Origin of the sequence: Cellulomonas chitinilytica (assembly GCF_016862675.1) — a bacterium.
Taxonomy (GTDB): Bacteria; Actinomycetota; Actinomycetes; order Actinomycetales; family Cellulomonadaceae; genus Cellulomonas; species Cellulomonas chitinilytica.
In genome coordinates this window covers 180,653-205,717 of sequence record NZ_BONK01000002.1, presented here as the reverse complement: position 1 = coordinate 205,717, position 25,065 = coordinate 180,653, and the positions used below count along the sequence as shown (strand labels likewise).

The window sequence follows — 25,065 nt, the reverse complement described above, 5'->3', positions numbered from 1 at the left end:
CCTGTGAGATCGGTCCGACGCGGGCGTGGATGGTGGACAGATTCGGCGTCACACATACAATGACTTGACATGACGACCATTGCTGACCGGGTGCGCGAGGCCCGGCTCGCTGCAGGACTCTCCCAGACCGCCCTCGCGGGGTCGGCCTTCTCCCCGAGCTACATCTCCCTCATCGAGGCGGGGCACCGCGAACCGACGGACGCCGCCCTGGCCGTGCTGGCCGGGCGCCTCGGGACGACGCTGGAGTTTCTCCGCCACGGCGAGGACGGACCCAACGAGGCCCGCACCCGGCTCGAGATCGACTACGCCCGGCTGGACATGTCCCAGGGCGACGCCCCGGCGGCCCTGCGCCGGCTGCAGAGTCTCGACCTCGACGTCATCACCCCCGCGCTCCGCGTGGTCGCCCTCACGGCGATGGCCCGCGCCCACGAGTCGGTGGGTGAGTTGGAGGAGGCCGTCGCGATCCTCGAGCCGCTCCTCGCGGACGCACGCGAGCGCGGCAGCCACCTCGAGGCGGCCAGCCTCGCGACCGCGCTCGTCGGCTCCTACATGGACGCCGGCGACCTGCACCGCAGCGTGGAGGTCGGGGAGCGCGTCCTGACGGAGCTCGAGCAGGCGGAGCTCGCCGGGGTCGACGAGCACCTGCGGCTCGCGTCGACGGTGCTGTGGTCGTACGTCGAGCGCGGCGACCTCCTGTACGCCACGCACCGCGCGGCCGAGCTGATCCGGCTCGCGGAGTCGCTCGGCACCCCGCGCGGTCGGGGGAGCGTGTACTGGAACGCCGCCCTGGTCGCGGAGCAGCGTCGCGACTACGAGCTCGCGCAGCGGTACACGGAGCGCGCGTTGGCCCTCCTGGCCGAGGGCGGCGAGCCGGACCGGGACCTGCCGCGTCTGCGCCTGAACTACGCGTGGCTGCTGCTGCGCTCCGAGCCGGCGGAGCCTCGGGATGCCCTCGAGCAGATCGAGAAGGCTGCGCCCGACCTGGCCCTGCTCGGGTCCGAGCTGGACCTCGCTCGCCTCGACGTCGAGCGGTCGCGTGCCCACCTGCTGCTCGGCGACCTCAACGCCGCCGACGCGTTCGTCAACGCCGCGCTGGAACGGCTCGGCGAGCCGCCGCGTCTCGAGACCGCGGTCGCGCAGCTGTCGCTCGGCGACGTGCGGCACGCGCAGGGTGACAGCGAGGGTGCGACGCGCGCGTACCAGTGGGCTGCCGACATGCTCGGCATGATGTCCGCGTCCCGGCAGTCCGCGGCGGCGTGGCGTGATCTCGGCGACCGGTTCGTCCGTCAGGGGGACACGGCCGCCGCCGCGCAGGCGTTCGACCGGGCGTTGCGCGAGGCAGGTTTCCGGCCGTCGGTCCCGCTCAGCAGCTGGGAGACCTGGTCGCTGACCTGACCGGGCTGGACAACAGTGAAGGCGTCACCCCGCAGGGGGGGTGACGCCTTCACTGTTTGTCGTCTCGGGCGGGTGGTGCCGCGCGAGGGCCGATCGAGGTGCCCCGGAGGGCAGCGACTCAGATGGCCTGGACGGCCTTCGCCAGCGCCGACTTCTTGTTGGCGGCCTGGTTCGAGTGGATGACACCCTTCGAGACGGCCTTGTCGAGCTTCTTCGACGCCGTCACGAGAGCGGCCTGGGCCGCCTCCTTGTCATCACCGGCGACGGCCTCGCGGACGCGACGGATGTGCGTCTTGAGCTCCGACTTGACGGCCTTGTTGCGCAGGCGCGCCTTCTCGTTGGTGTTGATGCGCTTGATCTGGGACTTGATGTTGGCCACGTGTGGACTCTCTTGTGCGTTCGCCGAAGCGATCTGACAGGTCGTAGAGGGCGCGCACAGCTCCGGGACTGGGGCGTGGGGATACCCGCGGAGAGGAGCTGGGCTTGTGCCCGCCGACCCGGGCGGACACGCGAATCCCTATGCTACCAGCCGCTGCGCCGCCCGCGAGACCCCCCAGCGCCACGCCCGGCGGTCACCTCGTGGGCGACCCGGTCGAACACGCTCCTGTCGAGCACCGCCCCCTCGCGTCGCACGGCGTGCGGGTCGATCCGCAGGACCCGGTCGAGCCGGACCTCGCTGGGTCGGCCCTGCCGGTCCCACGCGCCCGGGCCGAGGTCCATCCACCGCCGGCCCCACCGTGCCTCGTCGGCCGCGTCACGGCTGTGGTCCTTGCTCGTGAGCATGAGCCCGAGCAGGACCCCGCCGTCGCGGCCGACCACGAGCACGGGCCTGTCCTTGCCGCGTGTCGGGTCGTCCTCGTACGGCACCCAGGTCCAGACGACCTCGCCGGGGTCGGCGACGCCGTCGGGCGACGGCGTGTACTCGACCCGGACCGGGCCGCGGTGGTCGGGCAGCGCCCGGGGTGCCGCCGCCGGTGTCGGCGGGGCGGACGACGGGGCCCGGCGGCCTGGTCGGACGGCACCGACCAGACGTCGCAGGGCGGAGGTCACACGGCTGGTCACGGCCACGCGGACGACGGTACCGGCCGGACCGGCCGGCGGTGCCGCGACGTAACGCGGCGTTGACACGCCAGGGTTACTGTCACGCCATGGCGGACCTGTTCGACGACTACCCGGCGGGGCCGGCCTGGGACGAGATGATCGGGCCCGGCGGCGATCCCAGGCCCGCGTACCAGCGTGTGCACGAGGCGTTCGCCCAGCTCTCCGCGGGGGAGCTGCGCGGGCGAGCGGACACGCTGGCGCGCTCCTACATGGCCCAGGGGGTCACGTTCGACTTCGCGGGCGAGGAGCGTCCGTTCCCGCTGGACGTCGTCCCGCGCGTCATCGCGGGCACCGAGTGGGAGCAGATGGCGCCCGGCGTCGCGCAGCGGGTGCGCGCGCTCGAGGCGTTCCTCGCGGACGTCTACGGGCAGCAGCGGGCCGTCGCCGACGGCGTCGTGCCCCGGTCCGTCATCGTCTCGTCCACCCACTTCCACCGTGCCGCGCGCGGCATCCAGCCGCCCAACGGCGTGCGGGTGCACGTGTCGGGCATCGACCTGGTCCGCGATGGCAACGGCGACTGGCGGGTGCTCGAGGACAACGTGCGCGTGCCGAGCGGTGTCAGCTACGTGCTGTCGAACCGCCGTGCGATGGCGCAGACGTTCCCCGAGGTGTTCGCGTCGATGCGGATCCGCCCGGTCGCCGACTACCCGCGGCGCCTGCTGGCCGCCCTCACCGCCGCGGCCCCGGCCGGCGTCGACGAGCCCACCGTCGTCGTCCTCACGCCGGGGGTGTTCAACTCCGCGTACTTCGAGCACTCGCTGCTGGCCCGGTCGATGGGCGTGGAGCTCGTCGAGGGGCGGGACCTGTTCTGCGCCAGCGGGCGGGTGTGGATGCGGACCACGCAGGGGCGGCGGCGGGTCGACGTGATCTACCGGCGGGTGGACGACGACTACCTCGACCCCGTCGTGTTCCGGTCCGACTCGCTGCTGGGCAGCCCGGGTCTGCTGAGCTGCGCGCGCAACGGCACCGTCACGATCGCGAACGCGGTCGGCAACGGCGTCGCGGACGACAAGCTCGTCTACACGTTCGTGCCGGACCTCGTGCGGTACTACCTCGGTGAGGAGCCGATCCTGCCGAACGTCGACACGTGGCGGCTGGAGGACCCGGGCGCGCTCGAGGAGGTGCTCGACCGCCTCGACGAGCTCGTGGTCAAGCCCGTCGACGGGTCCGGCGGGAAGGGGCTCGTGGTCGGCCCCGCCGCGTCGCGCGCGGAGCTCGCCGCGCTGCGCACCCGGCTGGTCGACGACCCCCGCGGGTGGATCGCGCAGCCCGTCGTCCAGCTGTCCACCGTGCCGACGCTCGTCGAGGACGGGCTGCGCCCCCGGCACACCGACCTGCGGCCGTTCGCGGTCAACGACGGCGAGTCGGTGTGGGTGCTGCCCGGGGGCCTGACGCGGGTCGCGCTCCCCGAGGGGCAGCTCGTCGTGAACTCGTCGCAGGGTGGCGGGTCGAAGGACACCTGGGTGCTCGGCGGTGCCGTGCCGCGCCGGGCGACCCGTCCGTCCGACCTGCCGCACCCGGTGCCGCTCGACACGGCGGTGCCGATCGACTCCAACCCGAACGACGTCCGCGCGCAGGTCATGCAGCAGCAGCAGACCGGCGTGCGGCAGGACGGGGGCCTGCCGTGCTGAGCCGCATCGCCGAGTCGCTGTTCTGGATCGGCCGGTACGTGGAGCGCGCGGACGACACCGCGCGCCTGCTCGACGTGCACGTCCAGATCCTGCTCGAGGACCCCTGGGCCGAGGAGGACCTCGCCTGCCGCTCGCTGCTGTCGGTCATGGACCGGCCCGCGCCGCCGACGCACATCGAGGTCGGCCGTGAGTACGTGCTCGACATGCTGGCGTACGACCGGTTCGCCCCGTCGTCCATCGCCGGGTCGCTGGTGTCCGCCCGGGAGAACGCCCGCAGAGCCCGGGAGATCATCTCGACGGAGCTCTGGGAGTGCCTCAACACCACCTGGAACCAGCTCCCGTCGCACATGCGCCCCGCACGCCCGCACGACTACTTCACGTGGGTCCGGGAGCGTGCCGCGATCGTCGCCGGGATCATGGACTCGGCCACGTCGCGCGACGACACGTGGCAGTTCATGGTGCTCGGCCGGTCGATCGAACGCGCCGACATGACGGCCCGGCTGCTGACGACGCGGGCGCTGGCCGGCTCGGCGGGACCGAGCTGGACGACGCTCCTGCGGTCGTGCGGTGCCCACGAGGCGTTCCTGCGGACCTACCGCGGCACCGCGTCGGACGAGCGTGCCGCGGGGTTCCTGCTGCTCGACCGGCTCTTCCCGCGGTCGATCGTGTTCGCGCTCAACCAGGCGGAGACGTGCCTGTCGCTGCTGGAGCCGGTGGTCGACCGTTCGTCCGTCGACGACGCGCGCCGGCACATCGGCTTCGTGCGGACGAGCCTCGAGTACCGGCCGCTCGACGAGGTCCTCGACGACCTCCCGAAGGCGATGGAGCAGGTGCAGCGCGCCTGCTCGGCGGCGTCGGACGCGATCCGGGGACGCTACTTCCCGTCGGGGTCGACGACGCACTGGGTCGGGGAGGCGCTGTGAGCGCGCCGGAGGGCGCCCGCGCCGCCCGCAGGTGCGCGAACGCAGAAGGAACCATGAGCGCGGGCGAGGAGGAGCTGTGACCAGGCTGCGGGTCGTGCACACGTCGACGTTCCGGTACGCCGGGCCCGTCGTCGCGTCGTACAACGAGGCGCGGATGACGCCGTTGTCCCAGCACGGTCAGACGGTCGTGGAGTCCAAGGTCGACGTGCAGCCGCACACGTGGTGGCACGAGTACCGCGACTACTGGGGCACCGCCGTGACGGCGTTCGAGGTGCTGGCCCCGCACGAGTCGATGGTCGTCACGGCCGAGCACGTGGTGGAGGTCGCGGCGCGCGGCCCGGTGCGCACGCCCGTCGGGTGGGACACGTTGCGGGGTGCGGAGCTGCGCGACCGGCTGGCGGAGTTCCTGTCCGACACGGCGACGACGGAGCCGCCCGAGGAGGTCGTCGAGCTGGCACGCCGGGCGGCGGCCGACCTGGAGCCTGCCGACGCCGCGCTGGCGGTGAGCGCCGCGCTGCGCGACGCGATCGAGTACATCCCGGGGGTGACGACGGTGCACACCCCGGCGGCCGAGGCGTGGAGCGCCCGTGCGGGCGTGTGCCAGGACATCGCGCACCTCGTCACGGGTGCGCTGCGGGCCATCGGGATCCCCGCCCGCTACGTCTCGGGGTACCTGCACCCCGACTCGGGTGCGGACGTGGGCACGACGGTGCTCGGGGAGTCGCACGCGTGGGTCGAGTGGTGGGTCGGGGAGTGGTTCGCGTACGACCCGACGAACCGGACGATCGCGGGAGACCACCACGTGGTGCTCGCGCGGGGGCGGTCGTACGACGACGTGCCGCCGTTGCGGGGCATCTACGCGGGCGCGGGCACGCAGGACGCCGAGGTGCAGGTCCGGATCACGCGCGAGGCGTGAGCGCGCCGGGCCGGGGCGTCACGGGGTGAGGCGGCGGCTCAGGGCGTCGTCGAGCGCCGCCGCGTCGCCGCGCACGGTCAGGCGCTCGTCGGCGACCGTCGCCCGCCCCCACAGCAGCAGCGCGAGCGTGTCGGCCGGTCCGGTCACGGTCGCCGACGGGTCCGCGACGGTCGATGCGCCGAGCAGCCAGTCGCGCCCGGCGTCCGGCGCGACGAGGCCGATCGGCGCGGCCAGCGGCTCCATCCGGCCCAGCCGCTCCTGCCGCGGCTGCATGACGGTGACGACCTCGTCGACGGTGTCGGCCCACGTGCCGGGGTCGGCGCTGAAGGGGAGGCCGCCGGCGGTCGTCAGGTCCCACAGGTGGACGAGCGTCTCGTGCGTCTGGCGCCGGCGCCAGAACGAGGCGGTCCCGGTGCCGGTGAGCGTGCGGGACGGCGCGTCCGGCCCGAGGGCGGCCAGCGTCTCGCGCAGCTCCGCCGCGCAGGACCGGTAGAGCTCGTCGAGGACGAACGGCCCGCGGCCGAGCGGCGTCTCCTTCGCGCGTCGGGCCTCGGCGGCGGCCCAGTGGTGGATGCGGGACAGGTGGACGACCAGGTCGCGGACCCGCCAGCGCCCGCACCAGGGCACCGGGGTCGCCGGGTCGACGGCGGGGATCGTCGCGAGGAACTCGTCCTGCAGGCCGCCGAGGATCGTGAGGTGGTCGAGGGCGTCGCCGAGGTCCGTCGTCATGGGACCATGGTGGGGTCGACCCCCCGCACGCCGACAGGCGCGGGTCGGTCGCGGACCGTCCATCCGGCGCCAACGTGCGCCCACCACGAACCCGGGAGCAGTTCCGCGTGTCCCCGATCCCGAGCGCCGCCGCCGCATCGCGCATCAGCCCTGCGGCCACCGCGCCCGAGCTGCTGCGCAACTTCTGCATCATCGCGCACATCGACCACGGCAAGTCGACGCTGGCCGACCGCATGCTCCAGCTCACCGGTGTCGTCGACGCGCGGGCCATGCGAGCGCAGTACCTCGACCGCATGGACATCGAGCGCGAGCGCGGCATCACGATCAAGTCGCAGGCCGTGCGCATGCCGTGGGGCGTGGGCGGCGACGCGTTCGCGCTGAACATGATCGACACGCCCGGCCACGTCGACTTCACCTACGAGGTGTCCCGGTCGCTCGCCGCGTGCGAGGGGGCCGTGCTGCTCGTCGACGCCGCGCAGGGCATCGAGGCGCAGACGCTCGCGAACCTGTACCTGGCGCTCGAGAACGACCTCACGATCATCCCGGTGCTCAACAAGATCGACCTGCCGGCCGCGCAGCCCGAGAAGTACGCGGAGGAGCTCGCGAAGCTCATCGGCGGCGAGCCCGAGGACTGCCTGCGGGTGTCCGGCAAGACGGGCGAGGGCGTCGAGGCGCTGCTCGACCGGATCGTCGAGCTCGTCCCGCCGCCCACCGGCGACGCGAGCGCCCCGGCCCGCGCGATGATCTTCGACTCGGTGTACGACACCTACCGCGGTGTCGTCACGTACGTCCGGGTCGTCGACGGCAACCTCAACCCGCGCGAGAAGATCGTCATGATGTCGACGCGCGCCACGCACGAGCTGCTCGAGATCGGCGTCATCTCCCCGGAGCCCGTGCCCACCAAGGGGCTCGGCGTCGGCGAGGTCGGCTACCTGATCACCGGCGTGAAGGACGTCCGCCAGTCGAAGGTCGGCGACACCGTCACGAACGCGAGCAAGCCCGCCGCGGCCGCGCTGGGCGGGTACTCCGACCCCAAGCCGATGGTGTTCTCGGGTCTGTACCCGATCGACGGCACCGACTACCCGATCCTGCGCGACGCCCTGGACAAGCTGAAGCTCAACGACGCCGCGCTCAACTACGAGCCCGAGACGTCCGTGGCCCTCGGCTTCGGGTTCCGCGTCGGGTTCCTCGGCCTGCTGCACCTCGAGATCATCCGCGAGCGGCTGGAGCGCGAGTTCGACCTCGCGCTCATCTCGACCGCCCCGAACGTGGTCTACGAGGTCACGCTCGAGGACAAGAGCGTCGTCACGGTGACCAACCCGAGCGAGTTCCCCTCCGGGAAGATCGGCGAGGTCCGAGAGCCGGTCGTGAAGGCGACGATCCTGGCGCCCAGCGAGTTCATCGGCGCGATCATGGAGCTGTCGCAGACCAAGCGCGGCGAGCTGCAGGGCATGGACTACCTGTCCGAGGACCGCGTCGAGCTGCGCTACCTGCTGCCCATGGCGGAGATCGTCTTCGACTTCTTCGACCAGCTGAAGTCCAAGACCCGCGGCTACGCGAGCCTCGACTACGAGCGCGTCGGCGAGCAGGTCGCGGACCTGGTCAAGGTGGACATCCTGCTGCAGGGCGAGACCGTCGACGCGTTCAGCGCGATCGTGCACAAGGACAAGGCCTACGCGTACGGCGTCATGATGACCGCCAAGCTCAAGGACCTCATCCCGCGCCAGCAGTTCGAGGTGCCCATCCAGGCCGCCATCGGCGCCCGCGTCATCGCGCGCGAGACCATCCGGGCCATCCGCAAGGACGTGCTCGCCAAGTGCTACGGCGGCGACATCACCCGCAAGCGCAAGCTCCTCGAGAAGCAGAAGGAGGGCAAGAAGCGCATGAAGACGATCGGCCGGGTCGACGTGCCGCAGGAGGCCTTCATCGCCGCGCTCTCGAGCGAGCCCGCGGGGTCCGCCGGCGGCAAGGACGCGAAGAAGAAGTGAGCCCGGCGCTCCCTGAGGGAGACGTCGCGCCCGACGACGGCGCGCTGCCGGCGTCGGCCGCAGCGGGTGCTGCCGGGCGCGCGTTCGGGGTCTACCTGCACGTGCCGTTCTGCACGGTGCGGTGCGGGTACTGCGACTTCAACACGTACACGGCCACCGAGCTCGGGGGCGGGGCGTCGCAGGCGGCGTACGCCGACACCGCGCTGCGGGAGATCGCGCTGGCCGCAGGTGTCCTCGCGGACCTGCCGCGCCGGCCCGTGAGCACCGTGTTCGTCGGCGGCGGGACGCCGACCGTCCTGGCCGTCCCCGACCTCGCCCGGATGCTCGGCGGCGTGCGCGACGCCTGGGGCCTGGCCGACGACGTCGAGGTGACCACCGAGGCCAACCCGGACTCGGTGACCCCGCAGTCGCTGGCGGCGCTCGCCGACGCCGGGTTCACGCGCGTCTCGTTCGGCATGCAGTCGGCCGTCCCGCACGTGCTCGCGACGCTCGACCGCACGCACGACCCGCGACGGATCCCGGACGTCGTCCGCTGGGCCCGCGACGCCGGGCTCGCCGTGTCCCTCGACCTCATCTACGGCACGCCGGGGGAGTCGCTGGACGACTGGCGCACCAGCGTCGAGACGGCGCTCGCGACGGGCGTCGACCACGTCTCCGCGTACGCGCTCGTGGTCGAGGCGGGCACCCGGATGGCCGTGCAGGTCCGCCGCGGTGAGCTCGCGCTGCCCGACCAGGACGACCAGGCCGCGAAGTACGAGCTCGCGGACGACCTGCTCGCCGCCGCCGGCCTGCACTGGTACGAGGTGAGCAACTGGGCGCGGACGTCCGCCGACGAGTGCCGCCACAACCTCGCCTACTGGCGCGGCGACGACTGGTGGGGCGTCGGCCCGGGTGCGCACAGCCACGTCGGCGGCGTGCGGTGGTGGAACGTCAAGCACCCGCGGGCGTACGCCGACCGGCTCGCCCGGGGGCTCAGCCCCGCCGCCGGGCGGGAGGTCGTGGACGGCGAGTCCGCCGAGCTCGAGCGCCTGATGCTCGGCGTGCGCCTCGCGGCGGGCATGCCGCTGGACGAGCTGCCGGGGGCGGCCCGGACGTCGGTCGCGGGTCTCGTGGCCGACGGGCTCGTCGACGGTCCGGCGGCGCTGGGACGCACCGCCGACGGGGGACGCCGCGTCGTGCTCACCCGTCGGGGCCGGCTCCTCGCCGACGCCGTCGTGCGGACCCTCGCAGCCTGACGCCCGCGGCCGGACGTGACGGCTCCGGTCAGCGCACCAGCTCGAGCGAGAACGGGTACCGGTACGAGCCGCCGCGCTGGACCGCGAGCGCCGCGAGGATCGACAGCACGAGGCTGATCAGGCAGATCCCGACGAACGCGATCCAGCCGACGAAGCCGACGAGCGGCAGCATCCGCACGATCTGGCAGGCGACGAGCCCGACGAGCACCGTGAGCTGGAAGTTCAGCGCGACGCGCGCCTGGTCGGCGGCGACCCCGCCCCGCTCCCGGTGCACCAGCCAGATCACCAGCGGCGCGGCCCATCCGACCCAGACGTACGCGAGGATCCCCCCGAGGTGCGCGACCATCGCCCACGTGCGCTGGTCGGTGGCCTCGGACGGGCGCGGCGCCGGCGGGTACTCGTTGGACATCGGGTGACTCCTCGTGTGCGTCGCGTGCCGCCGTGGCCCGCGGCCTGGGAGCCTACCGACGGTTCGTCCCGGCTGCGCCCGGTTCCACCGCGGCCGTGTGCGGCGGCCCGGCCGGCGTCGACCGAACCGGTGAACGCCGCTGTGCCCGGTATGCCCGAACGGCCCGGTTCCTTGACACGGCACCGCTGCTTCGATTCGCTCAGGCGGAGGAACGTCCGGGCGGGGGAGTCGGGACCTCCACAGAGTTTCGTCCGGCACGACCCAGGCATGGCCTCGAAGGAGACGCATGACCGAGAACCCCGGCGGCACGCCGCCGCGCGACGACGAGCCCGACCGGGCGGCCGCGGCGCCGCCCCCCGAGCCTCCCCGGCCGCCGCTGCCGGACGAGACCGAGGTCGTCGGATCCGTGCCGCCCGGTGGTGCCGTGCCGCCGCCCGAGCCCCCGACGCCTGCGGCGGCACCGCCTCCGCAGGCGCCGCCCGCACCGCCCGTCTACCCGCCGGCCGGCGGGTACCCCCCTGCGGGGGGCGCCTACCCGCCGGCCGGCGGGTACCCCCCTGCGGGGGGCGCCTACCCGCCGCCCGCGGGCGGTGGCTACCCGCCGCCTCCTCCGGCGGGCGGGTACCCGCCTCCGCCTCCCGCCGGTGGCTACGGTGCGCCGGGTGCGAGCCAGTACCCGCCGCCGCCCCCGGGGCAGTACGGCCCGCCGCCCGGGGGCTACCCGCCGAGCGCCGCGACCCCGCTGGGCGAGGCGCTGTCGTACGGCTGGAACAAGTTCACGCAGAACGGCGGCACGTTCATCGGCGCGGGTCTGCTGTGGATCCTCGGTGCCGGCGTCGTCGGGTTCCTGCTGTCGCTGATCTTCGGCGGGTTCGCGTCGCTGTTCGACAACGGGCGCGGGTACGGCGGGTTCAACCTCGGCTGGATCGTGCTGGTGGCGCTGTGGTCGCTGCTCGGGTTCATCGTCGAGGCGGTGTTCATCCGGGCGGCCCTGCGGGTCACGTACGGGCGCCAGATCGCCCTCAAGGACTTCTTCGACTTCGCCGACCTGGGTCCCGTGGTGCTGGCGGCGCTGCTGCTCGCCGCGATCAACCTCGTGGTCGGGCTCGTGTCCTGGATCCCGCTGATCGGCTGGCTCGTCGCGGTGGGCGTGAACTTCTTCCTGTTCTTCACACTGTTCTTCGTGATCGACAAGCGGCTGCAGCCGACGGACGCGATCCGTGCCAGCGTCGACCTGATCCGGGCGAACCTCGGTGCGACGGTCCTGTTCGTGATCGTCTCGTACTTCATCGTCGTCGCGGGCTTCGTGCTCTGCTTCGTCGGTGCGTTCGTGGCGGTGCCCGTCGTGCTCCTCGCCAGCGCGTACTTCTACCGGCGACTGCTGGGCGAGCCCATCGCCCCGTGACGCCAGGACGAGGCGGCCGTCGCGGGCATCCGCGGCGGCCGCCCCGTCACGCGGTGACGAAGTCGATGAGCTCCTCGACGCGGCCGAGCAGGCTCGGCTCGAGGTCGGCGTAGCTGCGCACGGTGCCGAGGATCCGCTTCCAGGCGTGCGCGACGTCGGCCTGGTCGGCGGCGGGCCAGCCGAGCTCGCGCAGGATCCCGTGCTTCCACTCGGTGCCGCGCTCGATCGTCGGCCATGCCGCGAGGCCGATCCGCTCGGGGCGGACGGCCTGCCACACGTCGACGTAGGGGTGCCCGAGGACGAGCACGCTGCCGGCGGGGGCCGCCTTGACGGCGTCGGCCGCGATGCGGCTCTCCTTGGACCCGGCGACGAGGTGGTCGACGAGCACGCCGACCCGGCGTCCCGGGCCGGGGGCGAAGTCGCGGATCGCGTCGGGCAGGTTGTCGACGCCGTCGAGCAGCTCGACGACGACCCCCTCGAGGCGCAGGTCGTCGCCCCACACCTTCTCGACGAGCTCGGCGTCGTGGCGACCCTCGACCCAGATCCGGCTGCCGCGGGCCACGCGGGCCTTGGCGTCGTGCACGGCGACCGACCCGGACGCGGTCCTCGTCGGCCGGGCCGGTGCGGTCGTCCGGACGGGGGCGGTGAGCGCGACGGGCTCGCCGTCGACCCAGAACCCCGGGCCGAGCGGGAAGGTGCGGGTGCGGCCGCGCCGGTCCTCGAGCACCACGACGTGCATGCCGCCGGACTTCTCGACACGGACCACGGCGCCGACCCAGCCGGTCGTGACCTCCTCGACGACGAGCCCGGGTTCCGCCGGCTGCGGCCGCGAGGTGCGGGCGGGGCGGTGGTGGGTGGAGCCGGAGCCCCCGAGCACGTCCGAGCCGTAGCGGTCCTGAGTCACGCGGGCACTCTAGAGGGACGTGGGCCGGCGGGACCTGGGCTCGCCCGGCGCCCGGCGTAGGATTGGCACTCGTGCCGGGGGAGTGCTACCCGGTACAACAGGCACACAGGCAGCAGGGCCCGAGGCGTGGGGGAGGCGAGATGAGCGAGGACCGTCGGCTGGACGTGCTGCGGGCGATCGTCGAGGACTACGTCGCCACCCGTGAGCCCGTCGGCTCCCGCGCGCTCGTGGAGCGGCACGCCCTCGGCGTCTCGCCGGCCACGATCCGCAACGACATGGCCGCGCTCGAGGAGAGCGGGTACATCGCGCAGCCGCACACGTCGGCCGGGCGCGTGCCCACCGACAAGGGCTACCGCCTGTTCGTGGACCGCCTGACCACGGTCAAGCCGATGTCGGTCCCGGAGCGGCGGGCGATCGGGGCGTTCCTCGAGGAGGCGCAGGACCTCGACGACGTCGTCGACCGCGCCGTGCGCCTCATCGCCCAGCTCACTCAGCAGGTCGCCGTCGTCCAGTACCCGTCGCTGCGACGCTCGGCGCTGCGGCACGTCGAGCTCGTGCCCGTCGGCGCGCGGCACCTGCTGGTCGTGCTGATCACGGACACGGGACGCGTCGAGCAGCGCACTATCGAGCTGGGCGCGGACCTCGACGAGGTCGTCGTCGGCCAGCTGCGCGCCCGGCTCAACGTGAGCGCCGCGGGCCGTCGGCTCTCGGAGCTCCCGGTGGCGCTGGCCGAGCTGGCGGACGCGTTCGGGCCGTCCGACGCGGCGCTCGTCGAGGCCGTGGTCGGGGTCGTCGAGGAGACGCTCGCGCAGGAGAGCGAGGAGCGCGTCGTGCTGGCCGGCACCGCCTACCTCGCGCGTGGCGGGGCCGTCGACTTCGCCGGCAGCATCGGTCCTGTTCTGGAGGCGCTCGAGGAGCAGGTCGTGCTGCTGCGACTGCTGTCGGAGATGGCCGAGGACAACGCGAGCGTCGCGGTGCGGATCGGCCGCGAGACGCAGCACGAGGGCCTCCTCGAGACGAGCTTCATCACGAGCGGGTACGGCGACGAGAACGGCACGTCGGTGGCCCGGGTCGGGTCCATCGGACCGTTGCGCATGGACTACCCGGGCACGATGTCCGCGGTCCGCGCCGTCGCCAGGTACCTCACCCGGATCCTCGCGGGGTAGCCCCCGTGCCTGACCTTCTCCCGACGCACCCCATCCTCACCGCACGCCTGAGCGCAGGAAGCGAGCACAGCCTCACGTGACCGACTACTACGAGATCCTCGGGGTCCCGCGCGACGCGACGCCGGAGCAGATCAAGAAGGCGTACCGCAAGCTCGCCCGGGAGCACCACCCGGACGTCGCCGGTGAGGACGCAGCCTCCGAGGACCGCTTCAAGGACGTCTCGCGCGCGTACGACGTGCTCGGGAACCCCGAGAAGCGCCGCGCGTACGACCTGGGTGCCGACCCGGCGTCGCCGGGCGGCGGGATGGGCGGCGGCTTCGGCTTCCAGGACATCTTCGAGACGTTCTTCGGCGCCGCGGCCGGCGCGAGCGCGCAGCGCGGCCCGATCCCACGGGCCCGGCGAGGTCAGGACGCGCTCGTCCGCCTGGACCTCGACCTCGCCGAGGTGACGTTCGGCGCGCACCGGGAGGTGCCGGTCGACACGGCCGTGCTGTGCCCGACGTGCGGCGGGTCGTGCTGCCGCCCGGGCACCGCACCGCTCACCTGCGAGGTGTGCCACGGGCGCGGCTCCGTGCAGCGGGTCGCGCGCTCGTTCCTCGGTCAGGTCATGACGACGCAGCCGTGCGCCGCGTGCCACGGGTTCGGCACCGTGATCCCGGAGCCGTGCCCGGAGTGCTCCGGCGAGGGCCGGGTCCGGTCGCGCCGCACGCTGGCCGTCGACGTGCCGGCGGGCGTCGACACGGGGACGCGCATCAAGCTCACCGCGCAGGGCGAGGTCGGCCCGGCCGGCGGACCCGCAGGCGACGTGTACCTCGAGGTCCGGGAGCGCAAGCACGACACGTTCGTGCGCCGCGGCGACGACCTGCACGCGACCCTCCAGGTGCCGATGACGGCCGCGGCCCTCGGCACGCTGCTCACCCTCGACACCCTGGACGGCGAGCGGGAGGTGGACCTGCGCCCCGGCACCCAGCCGGCGCAGGTCGTCACGCTCAAGGGCCTGGGCGTCGGTCACCTGCACGCCGCCGGCCGCGGCGACCTGCACGTCCACGTCGACGTCCAGGTCCCCACCACGCTCGACGAGGAGCAGACCGAGCTGCTGCGCCGGCTCGCGACGCTGCGCGGCGAGGAGCGGCCCGAGTCGCGGCTCGCGACCGCGAGCTCCGGGGTCTTCTCCAAGCTGCGCGACAAGCTCGCCGGGCGCTGAGGGTGAGCGCACCGGTCTTCCTCGCGGAACCCGGCACGCTCGACGCGGCGGTCGCGGGCGGCACGTACCTGCTCGACGGCGCCGAGGGACGGCACGCGGGCGTGGTGCAGCGCCGCGGCCCGGGTGAGCGGGTCGACGTCGTGGACGGGCAGGGCGTACGGCTCGTCGGGACGGTCGCGTCGGTGGGCGGTGAGGGGGTGCTCCTCGACGTCGTCGAGCTGGTCGTCGAGCCGACCCCGGACGTGGCGCTCGTGCTCGTCCAGGCGCTCGCGAAGGGCGACCGCGACGAGATGGCGATCGAGGCCGCGACGGAGGTCGGCGCGGACGCCGTCGTCCCGTGGCAGGCGGAACGGTCGATCGTGGTGTGGCGGGGCGACCGTGCGGCGAAGAGCCGTGCGCGGTGGCTCGGCACGGTGAAGGCGGCCGCGAAGCAGGCGCGCCGGGCGAGGGTGCCCGACGTCGGCACGGCGGTCGACACGCGCGCGCTCGCGGAGCGGGTGCGGACGGTCGTCGCGGGTGGCGGCGTCGCGCTCGTGATGCACGAGGAGGCGGCCGTGCCGGTCGCCGAGGTGGCGCTGCCGGAGGTCGCGGGGACGGAGTGCCTCGTGGTGGTCGGGCCCGAGGGCGGGATCGGCGACGCGGAGCTGGCCCGGCTGACCGATGCGGGTGCGCGAGCGGTGCGGCTCGGCCCGCACGTCCTGCGGACGTCGACCGCGGGGCCGGTCGCGCTCGCGATCCTCGCGCAGCGGCTCGGCCGCTGGTCCTGAGCCTCCCCGCCGGCGTTCTCCGATCGTTCGACAGTTGACAGTTAGAAGTCGAACAGTTAGCGTTCTCATCATGGACGCACAGGAGAGCACGCCCGGCAGCATCCTCGGCCTGTTCCGCTGGATCGGCTGGGCTCAGCGCAAGGCCGGCGAGGACTGGATCCGGGCGCGCGACCTCACCCACGAGCAGAGCTTCGTGCTCGGCTACCTGGTCCAGAACCCGGGCGCGATCCAGCGCGACATCGCGGACGTCAGCCGCACGAGCGCGGCGAGCGTCTCGAGCCTCCTGCAGGGGCTCGAGCGACGCGGCCTCGTCGAGCGCCGCACGGAGGCCGGCAACGAGCGCAGCAAGCGCGTGTACGCCACGAACGACGGCGCGGAGCTCATCGCCGGGTTCGACACCGCCATCGGTGAGATCGAGGAGGAGCTCCTCGCCCCGCTCGACCAGTCCGAGCGCGACACGCTGCACACCCTCCTGACCAAGGTCACCGCCGAGCTCCCGCAGCCGACCCGGTAGCCGGGGGCGGCCCGGCCGCACCCGACGACGACCACCTCATCCCGCGGTCCTTCCGCGTCCCCGAAAGACCCACGCCGCGCCGGCGTCTGCCGGCGCGCCCTCGAACCTGCCCGGAAGGAGGAGCCATGAGCACCTCGACCCTCGACTCCCAGTCCCCGGCCGACGCCGTCGGCACCAACCGCTGGTACCTGTCGGCGGCACCGGTCGTCCGCGCCCTCGTGCACCTCTGCGTGCCGATGGCCGCCGCGATGATCGTCGGCGCCGTCTACAACGTCATCAACGCCGGCGTGGTCGGCTCGCTGCACGACAACGCCCTGCTCGCCGCGGTGACGCTCGGCGCCCCGGTGCTCGGTCTCGTCATGGCGGTCGGCGGCGTGTTCGGCGTCGGCGGCGGCGCGCTCGTCTCCCGGCTGCTCGGCGCGTCCGAGCACGAGCCGGCCAAGGCCGGCCAGATCAAGCACGTCGCGTCGTTCGCCGTGTGGGGCTCCGTGCTCGCGGGTGCCGTCCTCGGTGGCGTCGGGCTGCTCTTGCTGGACCCGCTCGTGCGGCTCCTCGGTGCCGACGCGGCGGCCATGCCTGCGACCAGGGCCTTCGTCGGGGTCATGCTCGCGTTCGTCCCGGTGCTCGCCGCTGCCTTCTGCCTGGAGCAGCTCGTGCGGGCCGAGGGCGCCGCGCGCCAGGTGATGGTCGGGCTCATCGGCTCCACCGTCGCCAACCTCGTGCTCGACGTGCTGCTCATCCTCGTGCTGCACCAGGGGGTCGCCGGTGCCGCCCTCGCGATGGGGCTCGCGAACCTCGGGGTCGTCGTCTACTTCGTCGTCTGGCTGCAGCGGAACAGCGAGCACATGAGCCTCGCGCCGCGGTGGTTCACCCTGTCGCCGGCCGTCATGCGGCCCGTGTTCGGCGTGGGCGTCGGCGAGCTCCTGCAGTCCGGGTTCCTCATCGTCACCTCGCTGGTCCTCAACAACCTCGCGGCCGCCTACGGTGACGGGCCGCTCGCCGCCATGGGCGTGGCCGTCCGGATCGCCCAGGTGCCGGAGTTCCTGCTCATGGGCGTGACCCTCGGCGTGCTGCCGCTGCTCGCCTACGCCTACGGCAAGGGCGACCGCCGTCGCCTGAGGTCGGCGCTGCGCGTGTCCGCGATCGCGGTCGGCGGTGTCGCCGCGGTGTTCATGGCGGCGGTGCTCCTGTTCCGCGAGCAGCTGTTCACCGCGTTCGTCGCGGACCGCTCGGTGCTCGCGATCGGCGTCACGATCCTCACCGCGCAGCTCGTGGCGATGGTCGCGAACGGGTTCGCGGGCCTGCTCACGTCGCTGTTCCAGGCGACCGGGCGGTCGGTGCCGACGATCGTGATGTCGATGGCGCAGGGTGTGCTGTTCGTGCCGATCGTGCTGCTCGGGAACCTCTGGTTCGGCCTGGCCGGCGTCGTGTGGGCGCTGACCGTCACCGAGGCTCTGGTGTGCGTGGTCGGCGTCGTCCTGTGGCTCGCGTCCCGTCGGGCGATCGACCGCGGCCTCGCCGAGGGCAGCCCGGAGCGTGCGGACGAGGCGCTCGCCGCCGCCTGACCCTGTGCCTGCGTGTCAGCGTGTCTCGAGGCCCGCCTCCGCCACGGCCGCCCGGCCCGCCTCGAGCCGCGCGACCGGCACCCGGAACGGCGAGCAGGACACGTAGTCGATGCCGACACCGTGGAAGAACCGGATCGACTCCGGGTCGCCGCCGTGCTCCCCGCACACCCCGATGGTCAGGCCCGGGCGGGCCGCGCGGCCCTCCTCGACGGCGATCCGCACGAGCCGCCCGACGCCGTGCTCGTCGATCGTCTCGAACGGCGACACGACCAGGACCCCGTTGTCGGTGTACTGCGCGAAGAACGCCCCCTCGACGTCGTCGCGCGAGAAGCCCCACGTCGTCTGTGTCAGGTCGTTCGTGCCGAACGAGAAGAACGCCGCGTGCTCGGCGATGCGGCCGGCGGTGAGGGCGGCACGCGGCAGCTCGATCATCACGCCGACGGGCAGCGCGAGGTCGACCCCGTGCGCTGCGCCGACCTCGGCCATGATGCCCACGGCCTCGTCGCGCACGAGGCGCAGCTCCTGCACGGAGCCGACGAGCGGGACCATGATCTCCGCCCGCGGGTCGCCCCCGTCGGCCAGGCGCCGGGCGACCGCCTCGCACACGGCCCGGATCTGCAGCGCGAACAGCCCGGGCATCACGAGCCCGAGGCGGACGCCGCGCAGCCCCAGCATCGGGTTCGCCTCGTGCATCCGCCGCACGGCCGCCAGGAGCCGCACGTCCTGCGGTGAGGACTCGCCCCTGGCCTCCGCGAGCGCGACCCGGACGGACAGCTCCGTGAGGTCCGGCAGGAACTCGTGCAGGGGCGGGTCCAGCAGCCGGATCGTCGTCGGGAGCCCGTCCATCGCGGTGAGCAGACCCACGAAGTCCTCCCGCTGCAGGGGGAGCAGGGCGTCGAGCGCCGCCTGCCGCTCGGCGTCGTCGTCCGCGAGGACCACGCGCTCGACGAGCACGCGGCGCTCGCCGAGGAACATGTGCTCGGTCCGGCACAGCCCGACACCCTGGGCGCCGAGCCGGCGTGCGCGGGCCGCGTCGTCGGCGGTGTCCGCGTTCGCGTGGACGTGCAGCCGGCGGGTCGCGTCGGCGTGCTGCAGGAGCCGGTCGACGGCGCGGACCAGGTCCTGCGTGGCCTCGTCCGGTGCGGCCGAGAGGGCGGCGTCGAGGCCCTCGTCGAGGTAGCGGCTCACCGGGGAGGGGGCCACCGCGACCGCGCCGAGGAACACCTCGCCCGTGGAGCCGTCGATCGCGACCACGTCGCCCTCGTGCACCACGTGGCCGTCGGCGCTGAAGCTGCGCGTGACGACGTCGATGTCGAGCGCCTCCGCGCCGACCACGCACGTGCGGCCCATGCCCCGGGCGACGACGGCCGCGTGCGACGTCTTGCCGCCGCGTGCCGTCAGGACGCCGACCGCGGCGATCATGCCCCCGAGGTCGTCCGGGTTCGTCTCCCGGCGGACCAGGACCACGTCCTTCCCGTCCGCCGCCCACGCCTGGGCGGTCCGGGAGTCGAACACGGCGGCCCCGACGGCCGCACCCGGCGACGCTGCCATCCCGCGGGCCAGCAGGGTGCGGTCCGCGGTGGAGTCGAACTGCGGGAACAGCAGCTGCGTGAGCTGCTCGCCCGAGACCCGTGCGAGCGCCTCGTCGAGCGTGATCAGGTGCTCGTCGACGAGCTGGGTGGCGATCCGGAACGCCGCGGCCGCCGTGCGCTTGCCGACCCGCGTCTGCAGCATCCACAGGCGGCCCCGCTCGATGGTGAACTCGATGTCGCACAGGTCCCGGTAGTGCGTCTCGAGCTGCCGCATCGCGCGCCGGAGGTCGCCGTAGGCACCTGGGTCCATGCGCTCCAGGTCGGCCAGGCTGGACGTGTTCCGGATGCCCGCGACGACGTCCTCGCCCTGCGCGTTCGCCAGGTAGTCGCCGTAGTTGCCGGGCTGCCCGGTCGACGGGTCCCGCGTGAAGGCGACGCCCGTGCCCGACGTGGGGCCCAGGTTGCCGAACACCATCGGGACGACGTTGACCGCCGTGCCGAGGTCGTCGGGGATCCGCTCCTTGCGGCGGTACAGGCGGGCCCGCTCGGTGTTCCAGGACCGCAGCACGGCGACGATCGCGAGGTCGAGCTGCTCGCGCGGCTCCTGCGGGAAGTCGCGGCCGACGTCCTCGCGCACGATCTGCTTGTAGGTGTCGACGAGCTCGCGCAGGTCGTCGGCGCCCAGGTCGACGTCGGACGTGACACCGCGGGCGGCCTTCGCGGCGTCGAGGGCGTCGGCGAACCGGTCGCCGTCGACGTCGAGGACGGTCCGGCCGAACATCTGCACGAGCCGGCGGTAGGAGTCCCACGCGAACCGCTCGTCGCCGCTGAACGACGCGAGCCCGTGCACGGTCTCGTCGTTGAGACCGACGTCGAGCACGGTCTCCATCATCCCGGGCATGGAGAACTTGGCGCCGGACCGGACGGACACCAGCAGCGGGTCGGTCGTGTCGCCGAACCGGCGCCCGAGCGTGTCCTCGACGCGCCGCAGGGCGGTCGTCACCTCGACGCCCAGGCCGGGCGGCACGGCGCCGTGCCGCATGAAGAAGCGGCACGCCTCCGTCGTGATCGTGAACCCCGGCGGCACGGGCAGCCCGAGCCGGGTCATCTCCGCCAGGTTCGCGCCCTTGCCGCCGAGCAGGTCCTTGTGGTCCTTGTCGCCCTGCGTGAAGTCCCAGACGTACGTCGCCACGGCGCACCTCCCGCGCACGCCGGGCGGCCCTGCCCGGCCTCGTGGCCAGTCTGTCCCTGCCGGGGCGCCGTGCGCAGCCCAGGACGGCCCTTCAGCGCCCCGGACTCAGGTCACCGTGAACGTGGCGCTCACGAGATGGGACGAAGGACCCGGGTCGGCGGCGCCGTCCGTCATGTCCGGCTCCCAGACCCGGACCGTCCACGCCCCGGCGGGCAGGTCGACGGTGAACGAGAACGGCCCGACCTCGCCGTTCGCGCCGGCCTGGGTCGAGCCCTCGTAGACGACGGCCGACGTGAGCTCGCCGGCCGGGTGCACGTCCCACACGAGCGTGCCTTCGAAGGCGGTGCCGGTGCCCGAGACGGTCACCGTGGGGCCGGGGACCGTCGAGCCCGACAGCGGCGCGAGGAGGGTCGTCGTGCCCGCCTGGGCGACGTCGCCGGACGTGTCGAGCGGTGCCGGCTCGTCCGGCGGGGTCGGGTGCGGTGAGGACGTCGGCGTCGGTGCGACGGACGTCGCCGGCGGGGCGGTCGTCGCGCCTGCGGGTTCGGACGGCCCGTCGCCGCAGCCCGTGAGCAGGAGGGCGGGGACGAGGGCCGCCAGCGCGACGAGCGCGGCGCTCCTGGTGGACGGACGGGGGGCTCCCACCGGCGTGCCTCCAATGTGCTCGGACCTGCGAGGGGTGCGGCTCGTAGACTGGGGCGGTCGACGTGCGTCGTCCGCTCCATCATGGACGCGACGACGCCCGTGAGGGGGGCACCGCACCGTGTGCCCGCGGCACCAACCGCTCGACCGAAGGAGCGCACGGCGTACGCCGAGCACATGACGCAGCCGACACCCGCCCCCCACCGCACCGGTGCGCCCGCGCGCGTCGAGCACCGGATCAGCGTTCCCGCCGACGTCTCGATGGTCGAGCTGCTCGGGCTGCGCGACGAGGTGCTCCGCGCGATCGAGGAGGGCTTCACGACGGTCGACGTGCACGTCCGCGGCAACGAGGTGACGCTCGCGGGTCCGGTCGGCGACGTCGCCCTCGTCGCCCGCCTCGTCGACGAGCTCGTCGAGATGGCCGCCGGCGGCACGCCGCTCACGCCCGACGTGGTCACGCGGTCCGTCGCGATGCTGGCCGCCGGGTCGACCGCCCGGCCCGCCGACGTCCTGACCTTCAACATCCTGTCCTCGCGCGGCCGCACGATCCGGCCGAAGACGGCGGGGCAGAAGGAGTACGTCGACGCGATCGACCGGCACACGGTGACGTTCGGGATCGGACCCGCGGGCACCGGCAAGACGTACCTCGCGATGGCCAAGGCCGTGCAGGCCCTGCAGGAGCGACGCGTCAACCGGATCGTGCTGACCCGTCCCGCGGTCGAGGCGGGGGAGCGGCTCGGGTTCCTGCCCGGCACGCTGTCCGAGAAGATCGACCCCTACCTGCGGCCGCTGTACGACGCGCTGCACGACATGGTCGACCCCGAGTCGATCCCGCGGCTCATGGAGGCGGGCACCATCGAGGTCGCCCCGCTCGCGTACATGCGCGGCCGCACCCTCAACGACTCGTTCATCATCCTCGACGAGGCGCAGAACACGTCCGTCGAGCAGATGAAGATGTTCCTCACGCGCCTGGGCTTCGGCTCCAAGGTCGTCGTGACCGGTGACGTGACGCAGGTGGACCTCCCGTCGGGGACCACGTCCGGCCTGCGCGTCGTCGAGCAGATCCTCAGCGGTGTCGACGACGTCGAGTTCTGCCGCCTGACGTCGTCGGACGTGGTCCGGCACCGCCTGGTCAGCGACATCATCGACGCGTACGCGCGCTGGGACAGGAGCTGACAGGTGAGCATCGAGGTCAACAACGAGTCGGGGTTCGACGTCGACGAGGCGGAGTTCGCCGCGCTCGCGCGCTACGTGCTCGACGAGATGCACGTGCACCCGCAGACGGACCTGTCGATCCTGCTGGTCGGCACGGACGTGATGACGGACCTGCACGTCAAGTGGATGGACGAGCCGGGGCCGACGGACGTGCTGTCGTTCCCGATGGACGAGCTGCGCCCCGGCCGCGACGGCGAGCCGACGCCCGCCGGCCTGCTCGGCGATGTCGTGCTGTGCCCGGAGGTCGCCGCGCAGCAGGCCCGGACGGCGGGCCACTCCACGGCCGAGGAGCTCCTCCTCCTGACGACCCACGGCATCCTGCACCTGCTCGGGTACGACCACGCCGAGCCGGCGGAGGAGAAGGAGATGTTCGCGCTGCAGCGCCGGCTGCTGCTGACGTTCCTGGCCGGTCGATGACCGACGAACCGGTCGCGCTGCTGATCCTGCTCGCGGTGCTCGGCATCGCGGGGGCGGCCGCCCTGTCCGCCGGCGAGGTCGCGGTGAACCGCGTCTCGCGCGCCGCGGTGACCGAGCTCGTCGCCGAGCGGCACCCCGCCGCGGCCCGCGTGCGGGCGCTCGTCGAGCACCCGGTCCGGGTCACCGCCGCGGCGTCGTTCGTGCGGCTGCTGCTCGAGATGACGGCGACCGTGTGCATCGTGCTCGCCGTCGCGTCCGGGTCGTGGGCGTGGTGGGTCGTGCTGCTCGTCTCCGTCGCCGTGTGCGGGCTCGTCGCGTTCGTGTTCGTGCGGGTCAGCCCGCGCAGCCTCGGCCGCCGGCACCCCGTGGCGGCGCTCACCCTGCTGTCCCGGCCGCTCACGTACGCGACCGCCGTCGCCGGACGGGTCGGCCGCGCCGCGAGCACGCCCGGCGGCTCCGCCGAGGAGGACGAGGAGGAGCTGCGCGACATGGTGCAGCGCGTGAGCGAGTCCGAGGCGATCGAGGACGAGGAGCGCGAGATGTTCCGCTCGGTCCTCGAGCTCGGCGACACCCTGACGCGCGAGGTGATGGTGCCGCGCACCGACATGGTGACGACCTCCGCGGACACGCCGCTGCGCAAGGCCCTCGCGCTCCTGCTGCGGTCCGGGTTCTCCCGGGTGCCGGTCGTGGGGGAGTCCGTCGACGACATGCGCGGAGTGCTCTACCTCAAGGACATCGTGCAGCGGCTCACCCGCGGCATCGACGACGGCCTCGACGAGCCCGCCTCCTCGCTCGCGCGGCCCGCGGTGTTCGTCCCCGAGTCGAAGCCGGTGGACGACCTGCTGCGCGAGCTGCAGGCCGGGTCGTCGCACCTCGCGCTCGTGGTCGACGAGTACGGCGGGATCGCCGGGCTCGTGACCGTCGAGGACGCGCTCGAGGAGATCGTCGGGGAGCTCGTCGACGAGCACGACCCGAGCGCCCCCGTCGTCGAGGAGCTCGGCGGCGGCGTGTACCGGGTGCCCGCGCGGTTCGGGCGCGACGAGCTCGGCGAGCTGTTCGGGATCGAGGTCGACGACGAGGACGTCGACACGGCCGGCGGCCTGCTGGCCAAGGCGCTGGGTAAGGTTCCACTGCCGGGGTCGCAGGGCGAGATCCACGGGCTGCACCTCGTCGCCGACCGCGCCGAGGGTCGGCGCCGCAGGCTCGCCACCGTCCTGGTGGACCTGGTCGAGCCGCACCAGCCGCCGCAGGACGACCCACCCCCGGCACGCGCCACGAACGAGAACCACGGAGCCGCACGATGACCTTCCGCTCAGGATTCGCCTGCTTCGTCGGCCGGCCGAACGCCGGCAAGTCGACGCTGACGAACGCCCTCGTCGGGCAGAAGGTCGCGATCACGTCCGGCCGCCCCCAGACGACCCGGCACACGGTGCGCGGCATCGTGCACCGCCCGGACGCCCAGCTCGTGCTCGTCGACACGCCCGGGCTGCACCGGCCCCGCACGCTGCTCGGCGAGCGGCTCAACGACCTCGTCAAGGACACGCTCACGGAGGTCGACGTCGTCGGGTTCTGCCTGCCGGCGGACCAGAAGGTCGGCCCGGGCGACCGGTTCATCGCGGACCAGCTGCAGGAGCTGGCCCGCGACGGGCGGGGGACGCCCGTGGTCGCCGTCGTCACGAAGGCCGACCTCGTCGGCAAGGGCCGCCTGGCCGAGCACCTCATGGCCGTCGCGAAGCTCGGCGAGTGGGCCGACATCGTGCCGGTGTCCGCCACGTCGGGCTACCAGGTCAAGGTGCTCGAGGACGTCCTCGTCGGCCACCTCACCGAGGGCCCCGCGCTGTACCCCGACGGCGAGCTCACCGACGAGCCGGAGGCCGTGATGGTCGCCGAGCTGGTCCGGGAGGCCGCGCTCGAGGGCGTGCACGACGAGCTGCCGCACTCGCTCGCCGTGGTCGTCGACGAGATCGTGCCGCGCGAGGAGCCGTCGAACGACGGGCGGCCCTTCCTCGACGTCCGCGTGCACCTGTTCGTCGAACGGGACAGCCAGAAGGCCATCATCATCGGCAAGGGCGGCTCGCGGCTGCGGGACGTCGGCAGCCAGGCCCGCCGTGGCATCGAGGCGCTGCTCGGTGCGCGCGTGTACCTCGACCTGCACGTCAAGGTCGCGAAGGACTGGCAGCGCGACCCGAAGCAGCTCGGCCGGCTGGGGTTCTGA

The 25,065-nt window shown here is 73.5% G+C and carries 23 protein-coding genes; 16 read left to right on the top strand and 7 right to left on the bottom strand.

All coding sequences use genetic code 11. The features are described from left to right. Nucleotides 1-69 precede the first annotated feature (69 nt). Entirely contained in the window at nt 70-1,395 is a 1,326-nt protein-coding gene (locus tag Cch01nite_RS03485; RefSeq protein ID WP_203748618.1) for a helix-turn-helix domain-containing protein, read from the top strand. Between the two features lie 118 nt (nt 1,396-1,513). On the opposite strand, the gene rpsT is transcribed toward Cch01nite_RS03485, so the two are convergent. After that, nucleotides 1,514-1,774: a 30S ribosomal protein S20 gene (gene rpsT, locus Cch01nite_RS03480; RefSeq protein ID WP_203748615.1), complete on the bottom strand. Its 261-nt coding sequence runs from the start codon at nt 1,772-1,774 to the stop codon at nt 1,514-1,516. Nucleotides 1,775-1,917: 143 nt separating this feature from the next. After that, entirely contained in the window at nt 1,918-2,463 is a 546-nt protein-coding gene (locus Cch01nite_RS03475; protein ID WP_373309763.1) for a type II toxin-antitoxin system PemK/MazF family toxin, read from the bottom strand. An 80-nt stretch (nt 2,464-2,543) separates the two neighbouring features. On the opposite strand from Cch01nite_RS03475, the gene Cch01nite_RS03470 reads away from it, so the two are divergent. The 3 genes from Cch01nite_RS03470 to Cch01nite_RS03460 all read left to right on the top strand — a co-directional run bounded on the left by Cch01nite_RS03470 (nt 2,544) and on the right by Cch01nite_RS03460 (nt 5,966). Further along, on the top strand, nt 2,544-4,127 hold the full coding sequence (locus tag Cch01nite_RS03470) for a circularly permuted type 2 ATP-grasp protein (protein WP_203748612.1): 1,584 nt from the start codon (nt 2,544-2,546) through the stop codon (nt 4,125-4,127). Then, complete coding sequence (locus Cch01nite_RS03465; RefSeq protein ID WP_203748609.1) at nt 4,121-5,050, top strand: alpha-E domain-containing protein; 930 nt, start codon at nt 4,121-4,123, stop codon at nt 5,048-5,050. Before Cch01nite_RS03470 ends, Cch01nite_RS03465 begins: the two co-directional genes overlap by 7 nt. A 76-nt stretch (nt 5,051-5,126) precedes the next feature. After that, a complete protein-coding gene (locus Cch01nite_RS03460; protein ID WP_203748606.1) occupies nt 5,127-5,966 on the top strand; it encodes a transglutaminase family protein in 840 nt (279 codons plus the stop codon). 18 nt (nt 5,967-5,984) lie between these two features. Here Cch01nite_RS03460 and Cch01nite_RS03455 read toward each other — a convergent pair whose 3' ends face one another. Further along, entirely contained in the window at nt 5,985-6,695 is a 711-nt protein-coding gene (locus Cch01nite_RS03455; protein ID WP_203748603.1) for a maleylpyruvate isomerase family mycothiol-dependent enzyme, read from the bottom strand. A 107-nt stretch (nt 6,696-6,802) separates the two neighbouring features. On the opposite strand from Cch01nite_RS03455, the gene lepA reads away from it, so the two are divergent. Together lepA and hemW are read left to right on the top strand one after the other, a co-directional pair. Beyond that, nucleotides 6,803-8,683 (top strand): translation elongation factor 4, encoded by a 1,881-nt coding sequence (gene lepA, locus Cch01nite_RS03450; protein ID WP_275407162.1) that lies wholly within the window; start codon nt 6,803-6,805, stop codon nt 8,681-8,683. Beyond that, the gene (gene hemW, locus Cch01nite_RS03445) at nt 8,680-9,918 is read left to right on the top strand and encodes a radical SAM family heme chaperone HemW (protein ID WP_203748600.1); all 1,239 of its coding nucleotides are present in this window, start codon (nt 8,680-8,682) and stop codon (nt 9,916-9,918) included. The genes lepA and hemW overlap by 4 nt, the downstream gene beginning before the upstream one ends. A 28-nt stretch (nt 9,919-9,946) precedes the next feature. On the opposite strand, the gene Cch01nite_RS03440 is transcribed toward hemW, so the two are convergent. Beyond that, entirely contained in the window at nt 9,947-10,327 is a 381-nt protein-coding gene (locus Cch01nite_RS03440) for a DUF4870 domain-containing protein (protein WP_203748597.1), read from the bottom strand. Nucleotides 10,328-10,613: 286 nt separating this feature from the next. Here Cch01nite_RS03440 and Cch01nite_RS03435 point away from each other — a divergent pair, with 286 nt between their 5' ends. Next, nucleotides 10,614-11,732 (top strand): hypothetical protein, encoded by a 1,119-nt coding sequence (locus Cch01nite_RS03435; protein ID WP_203748594.1) that lies wholly within the window; start codon nt 10,614-10,616, stop codon nt 11,730-11,732. Between the two features lie 46 nt (nt 11,733-11,778). Here Cch01nite_RS03435 and Cch01nite_RS03430 read toward each other — a convergent pair whose 3' ends face one another. Continuing rightward, nucleotides 11,779-12,636: a DUF3097 domain-containing protein gene (locus Cch01nite_RS03430; RefSeq protein ID WP_203748591.1), complete on the bottom strand. Its 858-nt coding sequence runs from the start codon at nt 12,634-12,636 to the stop codon at nt 11,779-11,781. Between the two features lie 140 nt (nt 12,637-12,776). On the opposite strand from Cch01nite_RS03430, the gene hrcA reads away from it, so the two are divergent. From hrcA to Cch01nite_RS03405, 5 genes are all read left to right on the top strand, one after another. Further along, a complete protein-coding gene (hrcA, locus tag Cch01nite_RS03425; protein ID WP_203748589.1) occupies nt 12,777-13,802 on the top strand; it encodes a heat-inducible transcriptional repressor HrcA in 1,026 nt (341 codons plus the stop codon). Nucleotides 13,803-13,878: 76 nt separating this feature from the next. After that, nucleotides 13,879-15,006: a molecular chaperone DnaJ gene (gene dnaJ / locus Cch01nite_RS03420; protein WP_203748586.1), complete on the top strand. Its 1,128-nt coding sequence runs from the start codon at nt 13,879-13,881 to the stop codon at nt 15,004-15,006. A 2-nt stretch (nt 15,007-15,008) separates the two neighbouring features. Then, complete coding sequence (locus Cch01nite_RS03415; RefSeq protein WP_203748583.1) at nt 15,009-15,773, top strand: 16S rRNA (uracil(1498)-N(3))-methyltransferase; 765 nt, start codon at nt 15,009-15,011, stop codon at nt 15,771-15,773. A gap of 70 nt (nt 15,774-15,843) precedes the next feature. Then, complete coding sequence (locus Cch01nite_RS03410; protein WP_203748581.1) at nt 15,844-16,287, top strand: MarR family winged helix-turn-helix transcriptional regulator; 444 nt, start codon at nt 15,844-15,846, stop codon at nt 16,285-16,287. Nucleotides 16,288-16,412: 125 nt separating this feature from the next. Then, complete coding sequence (locus Cch01nite_RS03405) at nt 16,413-17,852, top strand: MATE family efflux transporter (protein WP_203748579.1); 1,440 nt, start codon at nt 16,413-16,415, stop codon at nt 17,850-17,852. Nucleotides 17,853-17,867: 15 nt separating this feature from the next. Here the strand turns inward: Cch01nite_RS03405 and ppdK are convergent, their stop codons facing one another. Further along, nucleotides 17,868-20,576, bottom strand: a complete 2,709-nt coding sequence (gene ppdK / locus Cch01nite_RS03400; protein ID WP_203748577.1) for a pyruvate, phosphate dikinase — start codon at nt 20,574-20,576, stop codon at nt 17,868-17,870. A gap of 105 nt (nt 20,577-20,681) precedes the next feature. After that, nucleotides 20,682-21,221: a Gmad2 immunoglobulin-like domain-containing protein gene (locus Cch01nite_RS03395; protein WP_203748575.1), complete on the bottom strand. Its 540-nt coding sequence runs from the start codon at nt 21,219-21,221 to the stop codon at nt 20,682-20,684. A 174-nt stretch (nt 21,222-21,395) separates the two neighbouring features. On the opposite strand from Cch01nite_RS03395, the gene Cch01nite_RS03390 reads away from it, so the two are divergent. From Cch01nite_RS03390 to era, 4 genes are read left to right on the top strand one after another with little or no spacing between them, the layout of a single operon-like run. After that, a complete protein-coding gene (locus Cch01nite_RS03390; RefSeq protein WP_203748573.1) occupies nt 21,396-22,394 on the top strand; it encodes a PhoH family protein in 999 nt (332 codons plus the stop codon). A gap of 3 nt (nt 22,395-22,397) precedes the next feature. Then, the gene (gene ybeY / locus Cch01nite_RS03385; protein ID WP_203748571.1) at nt 22,398-22,850 is read left to right on the top strand and encodes an rRNA maturation RNase YbeY; all 453 of its coding nucleotides are present in this window, start codon (nt 22,398-22,400) and stop codon (nt 22,848-22,850) included. After that, complete coding sequence (locus tag Cch01nite_RS03380; RefSeq protein ID WP_203748569.1) at nt 22,847-24,154, top strand: hemolysin family protein; 1,308 nt, start codon at nt 22,847-22,849, stop codon at nt 24,152-24,154. Before ybeY ends, Cch01nite_RS03380 begins: the two co-directional genes overlap by 4 nt. Further along, a complete protein-coding gene (gene era, locus Cch01nite_RS03375; protein ID WP_203748567.1) occupies nt 24,151-25,065 on the top strand; it encodes a GTPase Era in 915 nt (304 codons plus the stop codon). Before Cch01nite_RS03380 ends, era begins: the two co-directional genes overlap by 4 nt.

Excerpts from the sequence above, each read along its gene's own strand:
- Cch01nite_RS03410 (WP_203748581.1), top strand. The coding sequence starts at position 15,844 with ATGGACGCACAGGAGAGCACGCCCGGCAGCATCCTCGGCCTGTTCCGC.
- era (WP_203748567.1), top strand. The coding sequence starts at position 24,151 with ATGACCTTCCGCTCAGGATTCGCCTGCTTCGTCGGCCGGCCGAACGCC.
- hrcA (WP_203748589.1), top strand. The coding sequence starts at position 12,777 with ATGAGCGAGGACCGTCGGCTGGACGTGCTGCGGGCGATCGTCGAGGAC.
- Cch01nite_RS03440 (WP_203748597.1), bottom strand. The coding sequence starts at position 10,327 with ATGTCCAACGAGTACCCGCCGGCGCCGCGCCCGTCCGAGGCCACCGAC.
- Cch01nite_RS03390 (WP_203748573.1), top strand. The coding sequence starts at position 21,396 with ATGACGCAGCCGACACCCGCCCCCCACCGCACCGGTGCGCCCGCGCGC.
- Cch01nite_RS03485 (WP_203748618.1), top strand. The coding sequence starts at position 70 with ATGACGACCATTGCTGACCGGGTGCGCGAGGCCCGGCTCGCTGCAGGA.
- Cch01nite_RS03435 (WP_203748594.1), top strand. The coding sequence starts at position 10,614 with ATGACCGAGAACCCCGGCGGCACGCCGCCGCGCGACGACGAGCCCGAC.
- Cch01nite_RS03455 (WP_203748603.1), bottom strand. The coding sequence starts at position 6,695 with ATGACGACGGACCTCGGCGACGCCCTCGACCACCTCACGATCCTCGGC.
- Cch01nite_RS03380 (WP_203748569.1), top strand. The coding sequence starts at position 22,847 with ATGACCGACGAACCGGTCGCGCTGCTGATCCTGCTCGCGGTGCTCGGC.
- Cch01nite_RS03470 (WP_203748612.1), top strand. The coding sequence starts at position 2,544 with ATGGCGGACCTGTTCGACGACTACCCGGCGGGGCCGGCCTGGGACGAG.
- Cch01nite_RS03405 (WP_203748579.1), top strand. The coding sequence starts at position 16,413 with ATGAGCACCTCGACCCTCGACTCCCAGTCCCCGGCCGACGCCGTCGGC.